The 16208-nt window shown below is 45.9% G+C and carries 13 protein-coding genes, 8 tRNA genes and 1 riboswitch; of the genes, 3 read left to right on the plus strand and 18 right to left on the minus strand.

Annotated features, from left to right (window positions below; genetic code table 11):
* Nucleotides 1–158: 158 nt before the first annotated feature.
* A complete protein-coding gene (adhP, locus tag ACLUWI_RS00300) occupies nucleotides 159–1181 on the minus strand; it encodes an alcohol dehydrogenase AdhP (RefSeq protein ID WP_412145671.1) in 1023 nt (340 codons plus the stop codon).
* A gap of 378 nt (nucleotides 1182–1559) precedes the next feature.
* Between adhP and ACLUWI_RS00305 the strand changes: the two genes are divergently transcribed.
* Nucleotides 1560–3146, plus strand: coding sequence for an amidohydrolase (locus ACLUWI_RS00305; RefSeq protein WP_412145672.1), 1587 nt, complete (start codon nucleotides 1560–1562; stop codon nucleotides 3144–3146).
* Nucleotides 3147–3312: 166 nt separating this feature from the next.
* On the opposite strand, the gene ACLUWI_RS00310 is transcribed toward ACLUWI_RS00305, so the two are convergent.
* From ACLUWI_RS00310 to ACLUWI_RS00335, 6 genes are all read right to left on the minus strand, one after another.
* Nucleotides 3313–3384 (minus strand) — tRNA-Gly (locus ACLUWI_RS00310).
* A 6-nt stretch (nucleotides 3385–3390) separates the two neighbouring features.
* Nucleotides 3391–3464, minus strand: a tRNA-Arg gene (locus ACLUWI_RS00315).
* Between the two features lie 19 nt (nucleotides 3465–3483).
* Nucleotides 3484–3555, minus strand: a tRNA-Gly gene (locus ACLUWI_RS00320).
* An 18-nt stretch (nucleotides 3556–3573) separates the two neighbouring features.
* Nucleotides 3574–3647 (minus strand) — tRNA-Pro (locus ACLUWI_RS00325).
* Between the two features lie 5 nt (nucleotides 3648–3652).
* Nucleotides 3653–3726: transfer RNA gene (locus ACLUWI_RS00330), tRNA-Arg, on the minus strand.
* Between the two features lie 17 nt (nucleotides 3727–3743).
* Nucleotides 3744–3815 (minus strand) — tRNA-Gly (locus ACLUWI_RS00335).
* 223 nt (nucleotides 3816–4038) lie between these two features.
* Here ACLUWI_RS00335 and ACLUWI_RS00340 point away from each other — a divergent pair.
* Nucleotides 4039–5859, plus strand: coding sequence for a heavy metal translocating P-type ATPase (locus ACLUWI_RS00340; protein ID WP_412145673.1), 1821 nt, complete (start codon nucleotides 4039–4041; stop codon nucleotides 5857–5859).
* Between the two features lie 71 nt (nucleotides 5860–5930).
* Here the strand turns inward: ACLUWI_RS00340 and ACLUWI_RS00345 are convergent, their stop codons facing one another.
* The 8 genes from ACLUWI_RS00345 to ACLUWI_RS00380 all read right to left on the minus strand — a co-directional run bounded on the left by ACLUWI_RS00345 (nucleotide 5931) and on the right by ACLUWI_RS00380 (nucleotide 13275).
* Nucleotides 5931–6599 (minus strand): potassium channel family protein, encoded by a 669-nt coding sequence (locus ACLUWI_RS00345; protein ID WP_412145674.1) that lies wholly within the window; start codon nucleotides 6597–6599, stop codon nucleotides 5931–5933.
* Nucleotides 6592–7935 carry a TrkH family potassium uptake protein gene (locus tag ACLUWI_RS00350; protein ID WP_412145675.1) on the minus strand — a complete coding sequence of 448 codons (1344 nt, stop codon included), beginning with the start codon at nucleotides 7933–7935 and terminating at the stop codon, nucleotides 6592–6594. Before ACLUWI_RS00350 ends, ACLUWI_RS00345 begins: the two co-directional genes overlap by 8 nt.
* Nucleotides 7936–8050: 115 nt before the next feature.
* A tRNA-Leu gene (locus tag ACLUWI_RS00355) sits at nucleotides 8051–8132 on the minus strand.
* A 17-nt stretch (nucleotides 8133–8149) separates the two neighbouring features.
* A tRNA-Val gene (locus ACLUWI_RS00360) sits at nucleotides 8150–8222 on the minus strand.
* Nucleotides 8223–8286: 64 nt separating this feature from the next.
* Nucleotides 8287–8928, minus strand: a complete 642-nt coding sequence (locus tag ACLUWI_RS00365) for a deoxynucleoside kinase (RefSeq protein ID WP_412145676.1) — start codon at nucleotides 8926–8928, stop codon at nucleotides 8287–8289.
* Nucleotides 8929–9202: 274 nt separating this feature from the next.
* Nucleotides 9203–10699 (minus strand): amino acid permease, encoded by a 1497-nt coding sequence (locus ACLUWI_RS00370; RefSeq protein WP_412145677.1) that lies wholly within the window; start codon nucleotides 10697–10699, stop codon nucleotides 9203–9205.
* 106 nt (nucleotides 10700–10805) lie between these two features.
* Nucleotides 10806–10980, minus strand: a riboswitch (Lysine riboswitch).
* 51 nt (nucleotides 10981–11031) lie between these two features.
* Complete coding sequence (locus ACLUWI_RS00375) at nucleotides 11032–12555, minus strand: amino acid permease (protein ID WP_412145678.1); 1524 nt, start codon at nucleotides 12553–12555, stop codon at nucleotides 11032–11034.
* 216 nt (nucleotides 12556–12771) lie between these two features.
* Complete coding sequence (locus tag ACLUWI_RS00380; RefSeq protein ID WP_412145679.1) at nucleotides 12772–13275, minus strand: GNAT family N-acetyltransferase; 504 nt, start codon at nucleotides 13273–13275, stop codon at nucleotides 12772–12774.
* A 41-nt stretch (nucleotides 13276–13316) separates the two neighbouring features.
* Here ACLUWI_RS00380 and ACLUWI_RS00385 point away from each other — a divergent pair, with 41 nt between their 5' ends.
* On the plus strand, nucleotides 13317–14129 hold the full coding sequence (locus ACLUWI_RS00385; RefSeq protein WP_412145680.1) for an alpha/beta hydrolase: 813 nt from the start codon (nucleotides 13317–13319) through the stop codon (nucleotides 14127–14129).
* 60 nt (nucleotides 14130–14189) lie between these two features.
* On the opposite strand, the gene ACLUWI_RS00390 is transcribed toward ACLUWI_RS00385, so the two are convergent.
* The 3 genes from ACLUWI_RS00390 to ACLUWI_RS00400 all read right to left on the minus strand — a co-directional run bounded on the left by ACLUWI_RS00390 (nucleotide 14190) and on the right by ACLUWI_RS00400 (nucleotide 16161).
* Nucleotides 14190–14867, minus strand: coding sequence for a phosphatase PAP2 family protein (locus ACLUWI_RS00390; protein ID WP_412145681.1), 678 nt, complete (start codon nucleotides 14865–14867; stop codon nucleotides 14190–14192).
* A gap of 67 nt (nucleotides 14868–14934) precedes the next feature.
* Complete coding sequence (locus ACLUWI_RS00395) at nucleotides 14935–15396, minus strand: threonine/serine exporter family protein (RefSeq protein WP_412145682.1); 462 nt, start codon at nucleotides 15394–15396, stop codon at nucleotides 14935–14937.
* Between the two features lie 12 nt (nucleotides 15397–15408).
* Entirely contained in the window at nucleotides 15409–16161 is a 753-nt protein-coding gene (locus ACLUWI_RS00400; RefSeq protein ID WP_412145683.1) for a threonine/serine exporter family protein, read from the minus strand.
* Nucleotides 16162–16208 lie beyond the last annotated feature (47 nt).

The raw sequence follows: 16208 nt of genomic DNA on the forward strand, positions 1-16208 counted from the left end.
TCGCCCCCTTATTCTTCATCTGACTAATATTGACCTTCATTTTATCATATATATCTATAAAATTCCGATTTTAAAATTAAAAAAACTCACCGCTGTAAAAACAACGATGAGCTTTAATTTTAGATTGCTAAGATCAGCTTACCTTAGTCGTTATTCAATTACTTGTTGTGTACAAAGTCAACGACGTTCCGGCCAACCACTTTGTTGTCCTTAAGTTCTTGGATCATGTCGTTGATTTCTTCCAGCTTGCGGGTCTTAACGATTGGGTGAACCTTGCCTTCAGCACCAAATTGGAAACATTCAGCCAGGTCTTGACGCGTACCAACCAGCGAACCGGCAACAACGATCCCATCCAGAACCGTCTTGGCAATGTTCAGCTGCATGTCACCCTTTGGCAGAGCAACGGCAACCAGCTTGCCATCTGGACGCAGAGAGCCAACAGCTTGGTCAAAGGCAGCTGGCGTAACGGCCGTAACAACAGCGGCATGAACGCCACCAACCTTCTCTTGGATCTGTTCGTCAACGTTGCCGTCATGACGGTTGATCAAAACTTCAGCGCCTTCCTTCTTGGCAGCTTCCAGCTTGTCAGGGTTACCGTCAACGGCAACCACGTGCGCACCAAATACGTTGTGGGCAAATTGAATCCCCAGGTTACCCAGACCACCGGCACCAACGATTGATACCCATTGACCTGGCTTGACGCCGGAAACCTTCAATGCCTTGTACATCGTAACGCCGGCACAGGTCAGAGAAGTTGCTTCGACTGGGTCCAGGCCTTCTGGTACCTTAACTGCGTAGTCGGCAGGAACGATGCATTGTTCAGCCATGGCACCATCAGCAGTGTAGCCGGCGTTCAAAACATTGCGGCAAAGCGTTTCACGACCCGTCAGACAGTATTCACAGTGGCCACAGCCCTTAAAGAACCAAGCAATCGATACTCGGTCGCCAACTTTCAGGCTGGTAACGCCAGGAGCAACCTTGGATACGCGACCAACACCTTCGTGACCAATGATCGTACCAGGTTTCTTGCCAAAATCACCGGCAGCAACGTGCAGGTCGGTGTGGCAAAGACCACAGTATTCCATGTCAACTAATGCTTCACCTGGCTTCAGATCACGCAGCGTAACGTCCTTAACGTCAACGAAGCCATCACAATTTTCACGAATAACAGCAGCTTTCATAGAGCAAAATCTCCTTTGCAATCATTAGATTTCCTTTACAGCCCCTATCTTAGCAGATTCTTATCGATTTGAAAAGTGAACGTTTGCACATTTGAACTAGACCACTGGATTTAAAAATCGTTTCCCTACCGATGTAAAGGGCTTCATGATCATCTAAAGCACTTTCAAAATTATTTTTATCTTGTGCAAATTCAAACTTATCAAAAATAAGCAAAGGCTTTCATCATTTAGATAGGCTACCCTTAATTAAAATGCTAGTTTTGATTTTTTAGATAATAATTAATATAACGTTCAGTTTTATTTTTCCAAGGTTGTCTCAATCCAGTTGGCGGATTATCATAATGTTACCGCTACCAAGATATCATGGAGGAACTAATTATGGAACAAACTTTTGTCAACGGCAAGGTATTTGTCGGTACCAACGAAACTGATTTCGTCTCTGCCTTTAAAGTCAAAAACGGCTACATCAGCTGGATTGGCCAGACTGAACAAGTTGACGATCCTAAAGCAATTGATCTGCATCAGCAAACAGTCTTGCCCGGACTGATTGATTGTCATACCCATCCTAAATATATCGCGGATGCTCTTCACGGAACGGCCTGCACGCCACCCAACGTCAACAGTATTCAAGAAATGATTGCCGCCCTCAAGGCATCCCCGCAGTATGGTCAAGGTCCGGATGTTTGGATCGAGGGATGGGGCTTTGACGAAACCAAATTGGCAGAACACCGCGCGCCAACCGTTGACGATCTGGACCAGGTTACTACCGAGCAGCCGATCTTCATCTATCGTTCCGACTGTCATTCATCGGTTGGCAACTCAAAAGCCTTGGCACTGGCTGGCATCGATCAAAACACCCCAGATCCAAAAGGCGGCCATATCGAACACTTCCCAGACGGTCGTCCCAACGGCTTTATGCGTGAGGTGGCTGCCAGTCAGCTGCTGATTCGAGCCAAGTCGGCACAAAGCTACGAAAATGACGTAAAAAACATGGTCAACAGCTCCGATCACTACCTCGAAAACGGCATCGTTGCAATCGGCGAAATGATGGGGCGGCTTAACCCCTACCCTACGCTGCGTCTTTATCAGGATGCCGTCAAGCAGGGCTTTAAGCCACGAGCCTCAATCTATTATGTCTATGATGAGCTGAAGCCTGATCAAGATCTTGATCCAGTAGGCGATGACCAGCTGCGGGTAGCCGGCATCAAGATTTTCATGGATGGTAGTATCTCCGGCGAGACCGCTGACAACTCATTACCTTATCCTTCTGGCAAGCGCGGTGTCTTACTTACTGATCAGGCCAAGCTGAAAACTGCCATCAGGTTTGCCAAAAAGCACCATCTGCAGGCCGCCATTCACGCGATGGGCGATGCGGCAATTCAGCTGGTTTTGGATACGACCTGTGATCTAGATCCTTGGCTGGACGATATGCCTTCAATCCGCATTGAACACGCTTCGTTGCTCAGCGACCAGATGCTTGATCAGATTAATCACGCCAAAATGCATTACGGTCTTTCCACCCAGCCAATCTTTTTCTTTGCAGAAGATGAATCCTATCGTAGCTATCTGACGCCAAAACAGTTCAAACTGGCTTACCGCGTTAAATCAATGCTTAAATCAAAAGCTCTGACAACTTTAAGTTCTGACGCGCCATGTACTCCCTGGGCCGAGCCTGACAGTCCTTTCTATAGTATCTATGCAGCTGTAACGCGCCAAGCTGCCAATAATGACGTCGTCAACATCGAGGAAGCCATTACCGTTCCACAAGCCATCTTAGGTTATACCAAATGGGCAGCAGAAATCGGTGGCTTTACGCATAATGGAACGCTGGAAGTTGGTAAATCAGCTGACTTTGTAATTTTAAATAAAGATATCTTCAGCGTTTCAAATGATGAACTGGCAACCGTAAATGCAAACGAGACCTGGTTTAAAGGACAGCGTGTCTACCAAAAGTCATCCAAATAAGTCTGCTAATCTATTAGAATCAGCCTGGCCGTCACCAATTCATTCGATTGATGACGGTCAGTTTTTATTTATTCATAGTTAAACGATCAGATCCTGTCATTGCCAAAATAGTACTGACAGGATTTTTTTAATAAAAAAACCGATGAAAAATCATCGGCATACAAAAAGCGGAAGACGGGATTCGAACCCGCGACCCCCACCATGGCAAGGTGATGTTCTACCACTGAACTACTTCCGCAAGAAATGCACCCAGAAGGAGTCGAACCTTCAACCTTCTGATTCGTAGTCAGACACTCTATCCAATTGCGCTATGGGTGCATAATTAATATTCAATTCAAGCGGAAGACGGGATTCGAACCCGCGACCCCCACCATGGCAAGGTGATGTTCTACCACTGAACTACTTCCGCATAATGTTTATTTATGAATCGGGAATACAAGATTTGAACTTGCGACCTCTTCGTCCCGAACGAAGCGCTCTACCAAGCTGAGCTAATTCCCGATTAATGCACCCAGAAGGAGTCGAACCTTCAACCTTCTGATTCGTAGTCAGACACTCTATCCAATTGCGCTATGGGTGCATGAAATAATGGAATCAAGCGGAAGACGGGATTCGAACCCGCGACCCCCACCATGGCAAGGTGATGTTCTACCACTGAACTACTTCCGCAATTGCTGTTTAATTTTGCTGATATCGTATCAACAGTTATATATATTACTGATAAAAACGTTTAATGTCAATACTAATTTTATATTTTCGTCAATTATTCCGATGTTTATTAATTTTGCCTTTAATGAAACCACCCCAGCATATTGACTCAGGCTGACATCTGGAAGCGATTACTAAACAGCGTTATAATTAAGACAAAATTTGGAGAAAGGAGCTGAAAATTATGAAAAAATTTTCGCATCGGCAGAAATTGTTCATGATTTTAGCTGTCGCCTTAGTAGCAGTTCTCCTGCAATACGTTTTTAAGCAGGCGCTTGCTGCCCAGATTTTGGTAACCATCGTGGGGGCCGGTATCGCGCTTTCGATGCTGATTGAGATGATCCACACTCTTAAAAATGGTCGCTATGGCGTTGACCTGCTGGCAATCATTGCCGTTGTCTCTACCCTAAGCGTCAGTGAGTATTGGGCCGCCATGGTGATTTTAGTAATGCTGGTCGGTGGCGACGCTTTGGAAGACTATGCCTCTCGTAAGGCCAACTCTGAGCTTAAGGCACTGCTTGACAACTCACCGCAGTCTGCTCACCGGCTGATAAACGAGCAGATTGAAGACGTGCATGTCGACCAGGTTAAGGTTGGCGATATGATCATCGTTAAGCCTGGCGAGCTGGTACCAATTGATGGCGAGATCATTAAAGGCAATACACAAGTCAACGAATCCTCGCTGACCGGTGAATCAAAGCCAATCGATAAGCAGGTTGGCGATCAAGTAATGTCAGGTTCGCTAAACGGCGATCAGGCAATCGTCATTAAAGCCGTCAAATTAGCTCGTGACAGTCAGTATCAAAAACTGGTGGCCCTGGTTAAAGAAGCAGAGAACACCCCTGCTCACTTTGTCCGTTTGGCAGACCGCTATGCCGTTCCCTTTACTGCGGCAGCACTTGTAATTGGCGGCATTGCTTGGATTATCAGCAAAGATCCCAGCCGTTTCGCTCAAGTAATGGTTGTCGCCTCACCATGCCCGCTGATTTTAGCCGCTCCGGTTGCCATCGTTTCGGGGATGAGTCGAGCCTCACGCAGCGGGATCATCGTCAAAACTGGCAGCGTTCTGGAAAAAATGGCGCATCCAAAAACAATGGCCTTTGACAAAACTGGTACGATTACCAGCGGCCAGCTGACCGTTGACCATCTCGAGCCTGCCAAGGGAGTCGACATTAAGGAACTGTTGCACTTTGCCGCCAGCGCTGAGGAACAGTCGCCACATATCCTTGCCCGCTCAACCGTTGCCTATGCCCAAGAGCACCAGATTCCGCTTAGCTCTGCCAGTGAGCTAAAAGAGGTAGTCGGCAATGGTATCTCAGCAATCGTTGATGGTCGGCAAGTCAAGGTCGGCAAGCTACTTTTTGCTGACCCGGATACGACCCAAAAGCCGCTCTCACAGACCGCAATCTATGCTAGTGTAGATGATCAGTACTGGGGCTGTGTAATTTTCCAAGATCAGATTCGTCCTGAAGCGCCACGTACTATGGAACAGCTGCGTCAGCTAGGCGTTGAGCACCTGGTTATGCTGACTGGCGATCAAAAAGCCATTGCTCAGCATGTTGCTAAGCTGGTCGGTATCCATGAGGTGAAAGCTGACCTATTGCCCGAACAAAAGATTGCCGCTTTAAAAAACGTTCCTCTAGATCGTCGTCCTGTCGTAATGGTCGGCGATGGCGTCAATGATGCACCCGCACTGGCAACTGCCGATGTTGGGATCGCCATGGGTGCTCACGGGTCAACGGCAGCCAGTGAATCCGCCGATCTGGTAATCGTTAAAGATGACCTGCAGCGGGTTGCCATTGCCGTTACAATCTCACAAGAAACCATGCGTATCGCTCAACAGGCCGTCTTGATCGGTATCGGTATTTGTACAACCTTGATGCTGATTGCCGCGTTTGGCATCATCCCTGCCTTTATCGGGGCGATGCTGCAAGAAGTGATCGATACCGTTTCAATTCTTTGGGCTTTAAAAGCTCGTCACGGAACTTCCGATATTGATGATTAATATCAACTTAATACCAAAAACAGCGTTGTGTTGGACTATAAAGCCTTCACAACGCTGTTTTTATGATTTGATTATTCATTAGCGATTACCGAGCTGAGCTTTTGAATTGCTCCGACATCCCCAACGACTGAGATATGATCGCCATAACGAAGCGTGTCGTCGGCTTGTGGCAGTTTATTGACCTGCTCACCGCTGACGATGGCAATCACGTTGACTTGATACGTATCGCGCAGATTGAGCTCTTTTAGCGTATGATCACAAAAGTCTCTGCTTTTAACTTCGATTTCGGCCAGCGTCAGCTCATGATTCAAAATCAAATAGTTGGCAATATTTAAATGCAACTGATGAAATACCATTCGTCTTGCCATATCACGTTCCGGACGCACAACATAGTCAGCCCCGATTTTTTCCAGAACACGGGCATGATTTTCATTTTCAGCCTTGCAGATAATGTTTTTGGCACCTAATTCCTTAACAATCAAGGTTGCCATGATACTTGCCTGAATATTTCCCACTGAAATGTAGACATTGTCAAAGCTGCCCAGATCAAGCTCGCGCATCGCTTCCTCATCTTGAGCATCAGCGATAACCGCCCGCGTGACTATGTTGGCGTATTCATTAACAACGTCCTCATTCTTATCAATGGCCAAAATGTCTTGATGCGCCTCGGCCAAAGTTTCACAGACCGAACTGCCGAACTGGCCGATGCCAATTACTGCATAGTTGTTTTTATTAGCCAATCAAAACCCCTTCTTCCGGATAGCGATAGTTCTTTTGCTTTGGATGAGCATTTAAAATCGTAAACATTACGGTATAAATACCAACCCGACCGATAAACATCAATGCCATAATGATCAGTTTGCCAAATAAATTCAAATGTGGCGTGACCCCCATGCTGATACCTGTCGTTCCAAAAGCAGCCATAACTTCAAAAATAATGTCTTCCAAAGTAAAATCAGCTGGCAAATGCTGCGTCAGACACAACAATAAGATGGCCGCGGCAAGAATTGCAAAAGCAACAAAAACCAGCGTCAGCGCCCGAAAAATATTTTCTTCTTTAAAGCGTCGGCGGCCAAAAACCGTATCGCGCTGACCTTTTAAAGTGGCAATGCTCTGCAGCGTCAACAGCCCAACCGTAGTCGTTTTAATCCCACCAGCCGTTGAACCTGGCGTCCCACCAATAAACATCAAGATTACCGTTACCGCGATACCAGCTGGTGAAAGATCTCGATAGGAAAAAGTCGTCAGACCAGCTGTCCGCGGTGTGATTGCCATAAAAATGGTATTAATAAAACGGTGCTCAACCGACATGTGCGGAAACTGAGCCGCCAGATTATCTTCAGTTAAAAGATAGCTCATCAGTGATAATAGCAGAATAATCGCGCCAGTCGACAGTGCCAGTGAAGTATGCAGCGACAACCGATGCTTTTTTCGATAAAGCAATAGATCGCGCCAAACCAAAAAACCAAATGAGCCGGCAATAATCAAAACTGCCATGATAAATAAGACATAGGTATCATCAGCAAATAATGCCAGGCTGTTGTCAAACAGATCAAAACCAGCGTTACAAAAAGCTGAGATTGAATGAAAGATACTGTACCATAACCCTTTGACCAAGCCAAACCGACGACCAAAATCAGGCCACAGCAATAGCGCGCCTAAAACCTGAATAATCAGTGAAAGGCCAACGATTAGATTTACAATAGTAATCTGTGCTGGCGACTGCAGGTTCAGTGATTCTTGAGCCAACAGACGTGCTGAAAGCCTGATCTTTTGACGTGCAAACAAAAACATCATGATCGCAAACGTCATAAAACCTAGCCCACCAATCTCAATCAAAGCTGTAATTACCAGTTGACCAAATAAGGACCAATGAGTCGCCGTATCAACCAGCGTCAATCCAGTCACGCAGGTTGCACTGGTTGCGGTAAAAAATGCCGTCATAAACGATGAATCCTCGCCAGGCTTGACGGCAATCGGCAGCATCAAAAGCAGCGTACCGATCGCAATCACGATCAAGAACCCAAACGTCAAGGCTTTTGAGAATGAAAGGCGATAACGACCAAACGTGATCATTTTTATGGCTTCCTTTCCCGATTAAAACTTCTAAGAACAACTATATCAGTGATTAGATGCAAAATAAATCAAAAAAACGACTGTACCTTGCTTCGGGACAGCCGTTTGATAATAATGCGGATGAAGGGACTCGAACCCTTACATCATAAGATACAAGAACCTAAATCTTGCGCGTCTGCCAATTCCGCCACATCCGCAAGTAAAGCATAAAAAATGGAGGATACAGGGCTCGAACCTGTGACCCTCTGCTTGTAAGGCAGATGCTCTCCCAACTGAGCTAATCCTCCGTATCAGATATGAAAATCAATAATTTAATTATACATATCTGAGTAGATTCTGTCAAGGCTCCAGCTACTTTAGATTCAATTCCGTCAGCTTATCATCAACCAGCTGTAAAACCTGATCAGCTGCATGTTGGTCTTCGACAAAATCATATTTATCCCCATCGATCAACATTTTAGGACTTTGATCATAGCTGGCATACCAGTCAACATAGCGCTGATTCAGTTCGCGATAGTATTCATAAAGACTCGGATCATTTTCAATCTGTTCAAACGAACGACCACGTTTCTTGATTCGCTTCAGCATCGTTTCAAATGAGACCTGAATACTGATCAAAAGGCTTGGTGCTTTGGTATGTACCTGCTGAGGCAGTTCTTCCATCATATTACCCAAAAGCGAGGAATAGATGTCGGCTTCTGTCTGTGTCGCTCGCCCCAGATCGGCATTCAGCCGAAAAAGCAGGGCATCTTCAAAAATCGAGCGGTCCAAAACGTTCAGATCATTATCAAATGAATTCTTGATCTCGGCCAAGCGCTTATTTAAAAAGTAGATCTGCAGCAAAAAGCCATATTTCTTAGGATCTTGATAAAACAGCGGCAGGATTTCATTATCATCAACTGATTCGTAAAAAGCCTGACTGTCCAAATGATCAGCCAGCATCCGCGTTAAACTGGTTTTTCCCGCACCAATAGTTCCTGCTAGTACAATCATTGCTTTTCCCCTTTTTTCCATTTTCTAAAAAGACACGAGCTATATTGTATCATCTTTGATCCAGCATCGTGAGTAAAATGTTTTTCATTTATCAGTCAACACCATAAAGTCTCAGTCACTCAATCAACGAGTCATACTTTTTGCAAATTATTTTGCTGCTCAACACTAAATGAATTTTGACTGATCGCATTTTTACAGCCAGCCCTGTCATTAACAATGTCTATTCATTTTAAAAATAATAAAATCCCCGCCAAAACTGACGAGGATTCGATGATTATTCAGCTTCATTTTTCGATTCAGAAACGAATGACTCACTGTTGTTGCTCCGTGACAAATCAACGTCTTTAAGCGGAATCAAATGCGTCTTGTAGCGAACCTTGTAGTAGATGAATAATATCAAGAACAATGGTACGGCCATGTAGGTAATCGCAATGTTTGACCAATCCATCTTGATAAAGGCATCAATGTTTTGACCACACATTACGACGATACACAAGATCAAGGCAAAGATTGGGCCAAACGGAAACAGCGTGGCATGATACTTCAATTCGCCAACCTGATGTCCCTGCGCGACAAAGGCCCGCCGGAAGCGCAAGTGTGAAATGGCAATTCCCAGCCAGGCGATAAAGCCGCACAGACCAGATGCCCCAATCAGGTAGTTATAAGCTTCGGGACCGACAAACTGTGTCAGGTAGGCCAAGCATGAGACAACCATGGTGCCCAACAATGCATAGATTGGAATCCCACGTTTGTTGACATAGCCAAAGATCTTCCAGGCATAGCCTTCCCGCGCCTGTGAAAACAGCATCCGCGTTGAGGCATACAGGCCGGAGTTGGCCGCTGAGATTACAGCCGTTAAGATAACCGCGTTCATGACACTAGCCGCGGCTGCCATCCCTGCCCGCTTAAAGACAATCGTAAATGGGCTCATCGTAATGTTTTGCACGTTTGAATTCAACAGGTTTTTGTTGGTATATGGCAGAACACAGGCAATGACAAAGATTGCAAAAATGTAGAACAGCAAAATCCGCCAAAAAGTTGAATGAATGGCCTTGGAAACCGATTCTTCCGGCGTAGCAGCTTCACCAGCCGTAATCCCAATCAATTCAGTACCTTGGAATGAGAACCCAGCAACCAGGAACACACTCAAAATCCCTGACCAGCCGTGAACGAATGGCGCGTCCTTGTAGTGGAAATTCTTTAAGCCAACTGGTCCTTGACCGCCCATAATCCCAAAGATGATGCAGACCCCAACGATCAAGAAAATCACGACCGTTACGACCTTGATCAAAGACAGCCAATATTCCGTTTCACCGTATGAACGAACCGAAAGATAGTTGATCAGAAAAATCGCAAGCAAAACAAACGTACTAAACAGCCAGCTCGGAAAATGCGGCAGCCAATATTGAAAAACCAGCCCTGCCGTCGTTACGTCAACCGGAATTGTAATAGCCCAGTTAAACCAATAGTTCCACCCCATCGCAAAGCCCAGTGCCGGATCAACAAACTTTGTCGAGTAAGTGGCAAAAGAACCTGAAACCGGAATATAAGTGGCCATTTCACCCAGACTGGTCATCAAGAAATAAACCATGATTCCCATGATAGCGTAAGCTGCTAAAGCTCCACCTGGTCCGGCCGTTGAGATTGCCGAACCACTGGCAATAAACAGCCCCGTCCCAATCGTACCGCCAAGAGCAATCATTGATAAGTGGCGCGTTTTCAATGTCCGTTGAATATGACCTTCACTGCCTTCATGACTGTGTTCGCTCATGAAAAAATCCTCCTCAAATTTACTGGCGAGAAAGGCAAATAAAAAGAGCCGGCAAACAAGGACTTCCCCGCTTGTCGACTCAACTTAACTTCTTAATTGTTGAATCAATCATGGAAGCGCCCCGCAGAAAATTCTGCGACAGTCCGTAATTTGTTCAACTACGGCCCAACACGTAAAGTCTTCAGTCGATACGCGTTTCGGCAAGCATCCCTTTCAGCCAGGCATTGATTCTGAAGCATCCAGCCTGGTCTACTGATGAGACTCGCACCTCTTCTCTTTTACACATTATTTGATTATAACTCACTTTTGATTTTAAGCAAGTTTTAATTTTTCTACTTGATTTCCTTACCATCAGCAGTAATGTATTTTTCACCACGCGAGCTGCGCGACAAATCAGCTTCCTGCAGTGAAAGCAGGTGCGTCTTATAGCGAAACTTGTAGTAGCAAAACAGAATCAAGAAGATTGGCACTGCCATGTAGGTAATCAAGATGTTATCCCAATCCAGGTGAATGAATGCTGGAATGTTTTGACCAACAATAACAATCATACAGAAAACAAAGGCAAAAATCGGACCAAATGGGAACAGAGTAGCATGATACTTCAACTCGCTGAGCTGATGTCCCTGTGCAACAAAGGCCCGCCGGAACCGATAGTGAGCCATTGCAATTCCCAGCCAAGCGATAAAACCAGATAGCCCGGAAGCATCGATCAGGTAGTTATAGGCGTTGGCACTGACAAAATGCAACAGGTAGATTGCCAGCGAGACGGCCATCGTACCCAGCAGCGCGTAGATTGGAATCCCCCGCTTATTAACGTAGCCAAACCCTTTCCAGGCATAGCCTTCCCGCGCCTGTGAGAACAGCATCCGCGTTGAGGCATAAAGTCCTGAGTTGGCTGAGGAGATCACGGCCGTTAAGATGACAGCATTCATCACGCTGGCTGCCGCTGCCAGACCGGCCCGCTTAAAGACAATCGTAAATGGCGACATTGCCACATCTTGAACGTTGCTGCTCAAAAGGTTTTTGTCGGTATATGGCAAAATACAGGCCATGACAAAAATTGAAAGAATGTAGAACAGCAAGATCCGCCAGAAGGTTGAGTGAATGGCCTTCGGAACGGATTTTTCCGGCGTGGCAGATTCACCAGCCGTAATGCCGACCAGCTCGGTACCTTGAAATGACATCCCTGCCACTAAGAATACGGTCAGGATGCTAGGAAAACCACCAACGAACGGTGCTTTTTTGTAATGGAAGTTTTTTAAGCCGATTGGTTCTTGACCACCCATAATCCCAAAAATGATCATGAAACCAACGATCAAGAAGACAATAATCGTTACGACTTTAATGATTGACAGCCAATACTCAGTCTCACCATAGGAGCGCACTGACAAATAATTGATCAAAAAGATTACCAGCAAAACAAAGCCGCTAAAAATCCACTCGGGAAACTTCGGCCACCAGAATTGAATAATAACTCCAGAAGTAACCGCGTCAACGGCAATCGTAATCACCCAATTCAGCCAGTAGTTCCACCCCATGGCAAAACCTAATGCTGGGTCAACAAATTTAGTACAGTAAGTAGCAAACGATCCAGTCAATGGAATATAGGTTGCCATCTCACCAAGACTGGTCATTAAAAAGTAAACCATGATCCCCATCATACTATAGGCGACCAAAGCTCCACCAGGTCCAGCCGTTGAGATTGCCGAACCACTGGCAATCATCATCCCGGTACCAATCGAACCGCCTAAAGCAATCATCGACAGGTGCCGCGTCTGCAGTGTCCGTTTCATATGGCCGGAATTACCAGTTATTGTCTGACCTTCCGTACCACCATTCTTTGCCTCTCCACTCATCGTAAATGGATTCCTCCTCTATGACAATTTCGAGCGCCAGTTATACATTTCTCATGGATAAAGTATAAGGTGTGCATACTTAATATGATTAAACATTTTAGCGCAATTTCAGCAAAAAAGCCATATCAATTGGACTATCTGCCCAAATTGGCCTATCTGCGACAACGGAAAAGATTATACAATAAAATAAATATTTAAACAAGTTTGTGCATGTAATTATAAAGCTTTAACCATTTTCAAATAACCGTTTTCATTACCGACCTGACGGAATCTGAACTTTTGCAGTAAAGATCTTGAACGCAGATTATCGATTGCTACATACGCCTGCAGACGCTTAATATCACCATTTTTTGCCAGCGCTTGCAAAAAATGGCCGAGCGCCTCGCCCATAATTCCTCTTCCCCAACAATCGCGTCGCAGTAAATATCCCAACTCGATGGTGCGGGTCTGATAGTCTCCATCGTTTGCATATATTTGGAATAAGCTGATTAACCCCAGCAGCTGTCCAGTTTGATCAGTGATTAATAAAAGCTGCTGCTGACGAAGCCAGTTATTGACTGCCCAGCTACGCATCATTTGATCATCCGGCAGCTGCAGTCCGCTTAATCTGACCAGTTCACCATCGCTTAACAGATTCAAAACGGCTTGAAGATCGTCTTGGCTACCCAGCTTGATTACGAAATGAGCAGTCTTGATTGGCCAAAGCAATTGTTTGTGCATTATAATTTCACCTACCAGGATCTTTTTTAGGAGTGTTTTTAATGAAAATCATTCAAGAAAATTTAAGTACCGCAAGCTATCACACTAAAGCTGTGCTGACTGGCTATCTGCAGACGCCCGTTCCCAAGTCGCCAGTGCAGCAGTTCCGGCCGCTGATTTTTGTCCCCGGCGGCTCGATGACGCATATCCCAGTCGAACAAACTGAGAAAACCGCGCTTAGTTTTTCAGCTCACGGCTTTCAGGTTTTTGTGCTGCGCTATACCTTTACCAGCGAACATCAGCCGGTCTATCCAAATCCACTGATTGACCTGGCACTGGCCGTCGCGCTGCTCAGAAAACAAGCCGCATCATGGTATTTAAAAGCCGATCAGTTGACGGTCATGGGCTTTTCAGCTGGCGGTCAGGTTACCGCGCTGTACAATGACTACTGGCATGAAGAATGGCTCAGCCGGCGCAGTGGCATTGACAGCGATCAACTCCGTCCCAACGCTGTCATTCTCGGCTATCCTGTTATCGATCTCAACCTTGGCTTTCCAAAAGACGCCGCAACGCGTGCTAAATGGACTGATGATCCGGCCCGCTATAATGCCGCGACGCATGTCAGCGACTTAAACGCGCCGACCTTTATCTGGACGACTTTTACCGATCAGGTCGTATCAGTACAAAATACTCTCAGCTACAGTCAAGCTTTGCTGGCCCATCAGATTCCCCAAGAATTACATGTTTTTGCGCATGGCCCGCACGGAATGGATATTGCCAACGCCTTGGTTGCCCATCATGACGATGTCGATCAGCCTCACGTTGCCCACTGGGTTGAACTGGCCTGCGAGTGGATTGACGATCTGTTCAAATAAAATTACCCAGGAAATATAAAATACCCGGTGTCGACTTCAAAAGACACTGGGTATTTTGATTTAAAGTTTCGAATTAGCGGTCTTGTGCCACCGATTTTTTATATCGTTGGCAAACGTTAGGTAAAGCGTTTCAGAAATCTGCAGCCAAGCATAGGCCAACAGCATCGCTCCTACCGTATCAAACGGATAGTGAGCATACAGATAGATGCGCGAAACGGCTACCAAGAAAACGGCCATGATCAGCAGCAGCTGACAGACTACCCGTACTGCAGCATTTTTAATCAATGGTACCACGATCAAAAACAGCACCGCGGCCACCAGAAACGTCCCCATCACATGTCCACTGGGAAAACTGTAACCATGGTCGCCAGTCGGATGCTGCAGGGGGCGATCCCGCTTAGCTAGATACTTGACGATTTCATCCAAAAGTCCACCGACAATCAGCGTTAGCCAAGCCCAGAGTGCCGGCACCTTATATTTGAAGCCCCAGAGGAAGAAGGTAATGATCAGCATCCAGACAATCGCCATCTTAGGGCTGCCAAGAAACGAAACGACTACCATTATATGATAGGTTGTGTTTGGCGTATGATTAGGATTTGGCGCCAGCAGAGCCTGGAAAACCGAATCCAAAACCTGCAGGATCATTGAGTTGCTCATCACCATCCCAGCGACAATTAAAAACAATACAAAGCTTACCATGAATCGCTTCCAACGATTCGGATCTTGTCCTATCAGCATGTTAAAATTGCTCCTTTGTTGGATCTTGTCATGGCATCAGCCACAATAAATTTTATTATATCACACCCTACCTGTTTCTTAAGTGGTGTTCAGAGAATAACAGTCGATTAATCAAATCACCCAGGCCAAAACCTAACGTAATCGCACCAGCAATCACCAAAACCTGATATAGATATACCAGTGCTGCACCGTTACTGCCCAAAACAAAGCTGCGCACCATCTTATAGGCTTGTCCACCAGGAACCAGCGGCACCAGCGCGGGAACGTTAAAGATGATCATCGGCATTTTTTGCCAGCGAGCAGCTGCCATACTCAAAACACCAATCATAATGGCAGCCAACAGATTGCTTAAAGCCAGCCCCAGGTGCAGCTGATAGTAGACTGCCCAGTAAAATACCCAGCTGGCTCCACCGATTGCACCAGCACTGTGATAGGCCCGGCGTGGTATGTTCAATAGGATGCCAAAACAAATCGTTGAAAGATCAGCCAGCACAAATTCAAAGATTAATCTAGCCAAAAAGTTTTCCATGCTCCACCTCTTTCAAACGTATCGCAACACAAAAACAATTGCACAGCCAATAGCAATTGCCGTCAGCGTGGCTTCAACCGCGCGTGACGTACCACTGATCAGATCACCAGACATCAGATCACGGGCCGCATTGGTTAATGGGACTCCTGGAACCAGTGGCATGACGCAGCCAATGATAATGTCATTAATATCATTGGCCCAATGCAGCTTGACAACTCCAACGGTCAAAAGCGCAATCACTAGCGAAGCACAAAACTCATTAACGAAGCGTGCTTTGGAATGCTTCATTAAAGTCAGATAGACCTGATAGCTCACAAATGCAATCAAGGCCGCAAACAATGAATCATGGACATTACCAGTATAGACAATCGTCAGTGCCCAGCTAAGCACACCGGCTGCCACGCACTGAACAAAATCTGAAGTCTGCTGTGGCTGCTCGTCAACTTTTTGCAGTTTTGCATACAGTGTCTCAACGCTGATTTCATGCGCAGCAAACTGCCGAGAAAGACTATTGACGGCCGCGACTTTGTTAAGATTCAATTTTCGCTGATGAATATCAATTACCTGAGCGTTTGGCAGATGTTCGGCGCTGGCAACGATAGCCGTCATTGTCGTAAATGCCTCAAAATTTTGCAACTGCGCGCTCAGTGCCATTCGCCGCATCGTATCGTTGACACGTTCCATATTTGAGCCGTTTTCGATCAGTAAGCGCCCCGCTAATAGGCACGCGGTAATGGCAAGATTCTTTTTATCCTTGCTTTCCACTTTCAATCATCCATCCTTATTATTGGTGAATTTATCCAGGCATCAGC

It is taken from the genome of Limosilactobacillus mucosae (assembly GCF_046939755.1).
GTDB lineage: Bacteria > Bacillota > Bacilli > Lactobacillales > Lactobacillaceae > Limosilactobacillus > Limosilactobacillus mucosae_A.

Coding starts and splice junctions, on each gene's coding strand:
- adhP (WP_412145671.1), bottom strand. CDS start 1,181: ATGAAAGCTGCTGTTATTCGTGAAAATTGTGATGGCTTCGTTGACGTT.
- ACLUWI_RS00305 (WP_412145672.1), top strand. CDS start 1,560: ATGGAACAAACTTTTGTCAACGGCAAGGTATTTGTCGGTACCAACGAA.
- ACLUWI_RS00340 (WP_412145673.1), top strand. CDS start 4,039: ATGAAAAAATTTTCGCATCGGCAGAAATTGTTCATGATTTTAGCTGTC.
- ACLUWI_RS00350 (WP_412145675.1), bottom strand. CDS start 7,935: ATGATCACGTTTGGTCGTTATCGCCTTTCATTCTCAAAAGCCTTGACG.
- ACLUWI_RS00365 (WP_412145676.1), bottom strand. CDS start 8,928: ATGATTGTACTAGCAGGAACTATTGGTGCGGGAAAAACCAGTTTAACG.
- ACLUWI_RS00370 (WP_412145677.1), bottom strand. CDS start 10,699: ATGAGCGAACACAGTCATGAAGGCAGTGAAGGTCATATTCAACGGACA.
- ACLUWI_RS00375 (WP_412145678.1), bottom strand. CDS start 12,555: ATGAGTGGAGAGGCAAAGAATGGTGGTACGGAAGGTCAGACAATAACT.
- ACLUWI_RS00380 (WP_412145679.1), bottom strand. CDS start 13,275: ATGCACAAACAATTGCTTTGGCCAATCAAGACTGCTCATTTCGTAATC.
- ACLUWI_RS00385 (WP_412145680.1), top strand. CDS start 13,317: ATGAAAATCATTCAAGAAAATTTAAGTACCGCAAGCTATCACACTAAA.
- ACLUWI_RS00390 (WP_412145681.1), bottom strand. CDS start 14,867: ATGCTGATAGGACAAGATCCGAATCGTTGGAAGCGATTCATGGTAAGC.
- ACLUWI_RS00395 (WP_412145682.1), bottom strand. CDS start 15,396: ATGGAAAACTTTTTGGCTAGATTAATCTTTGAATTTGTGCTGGCTGAT.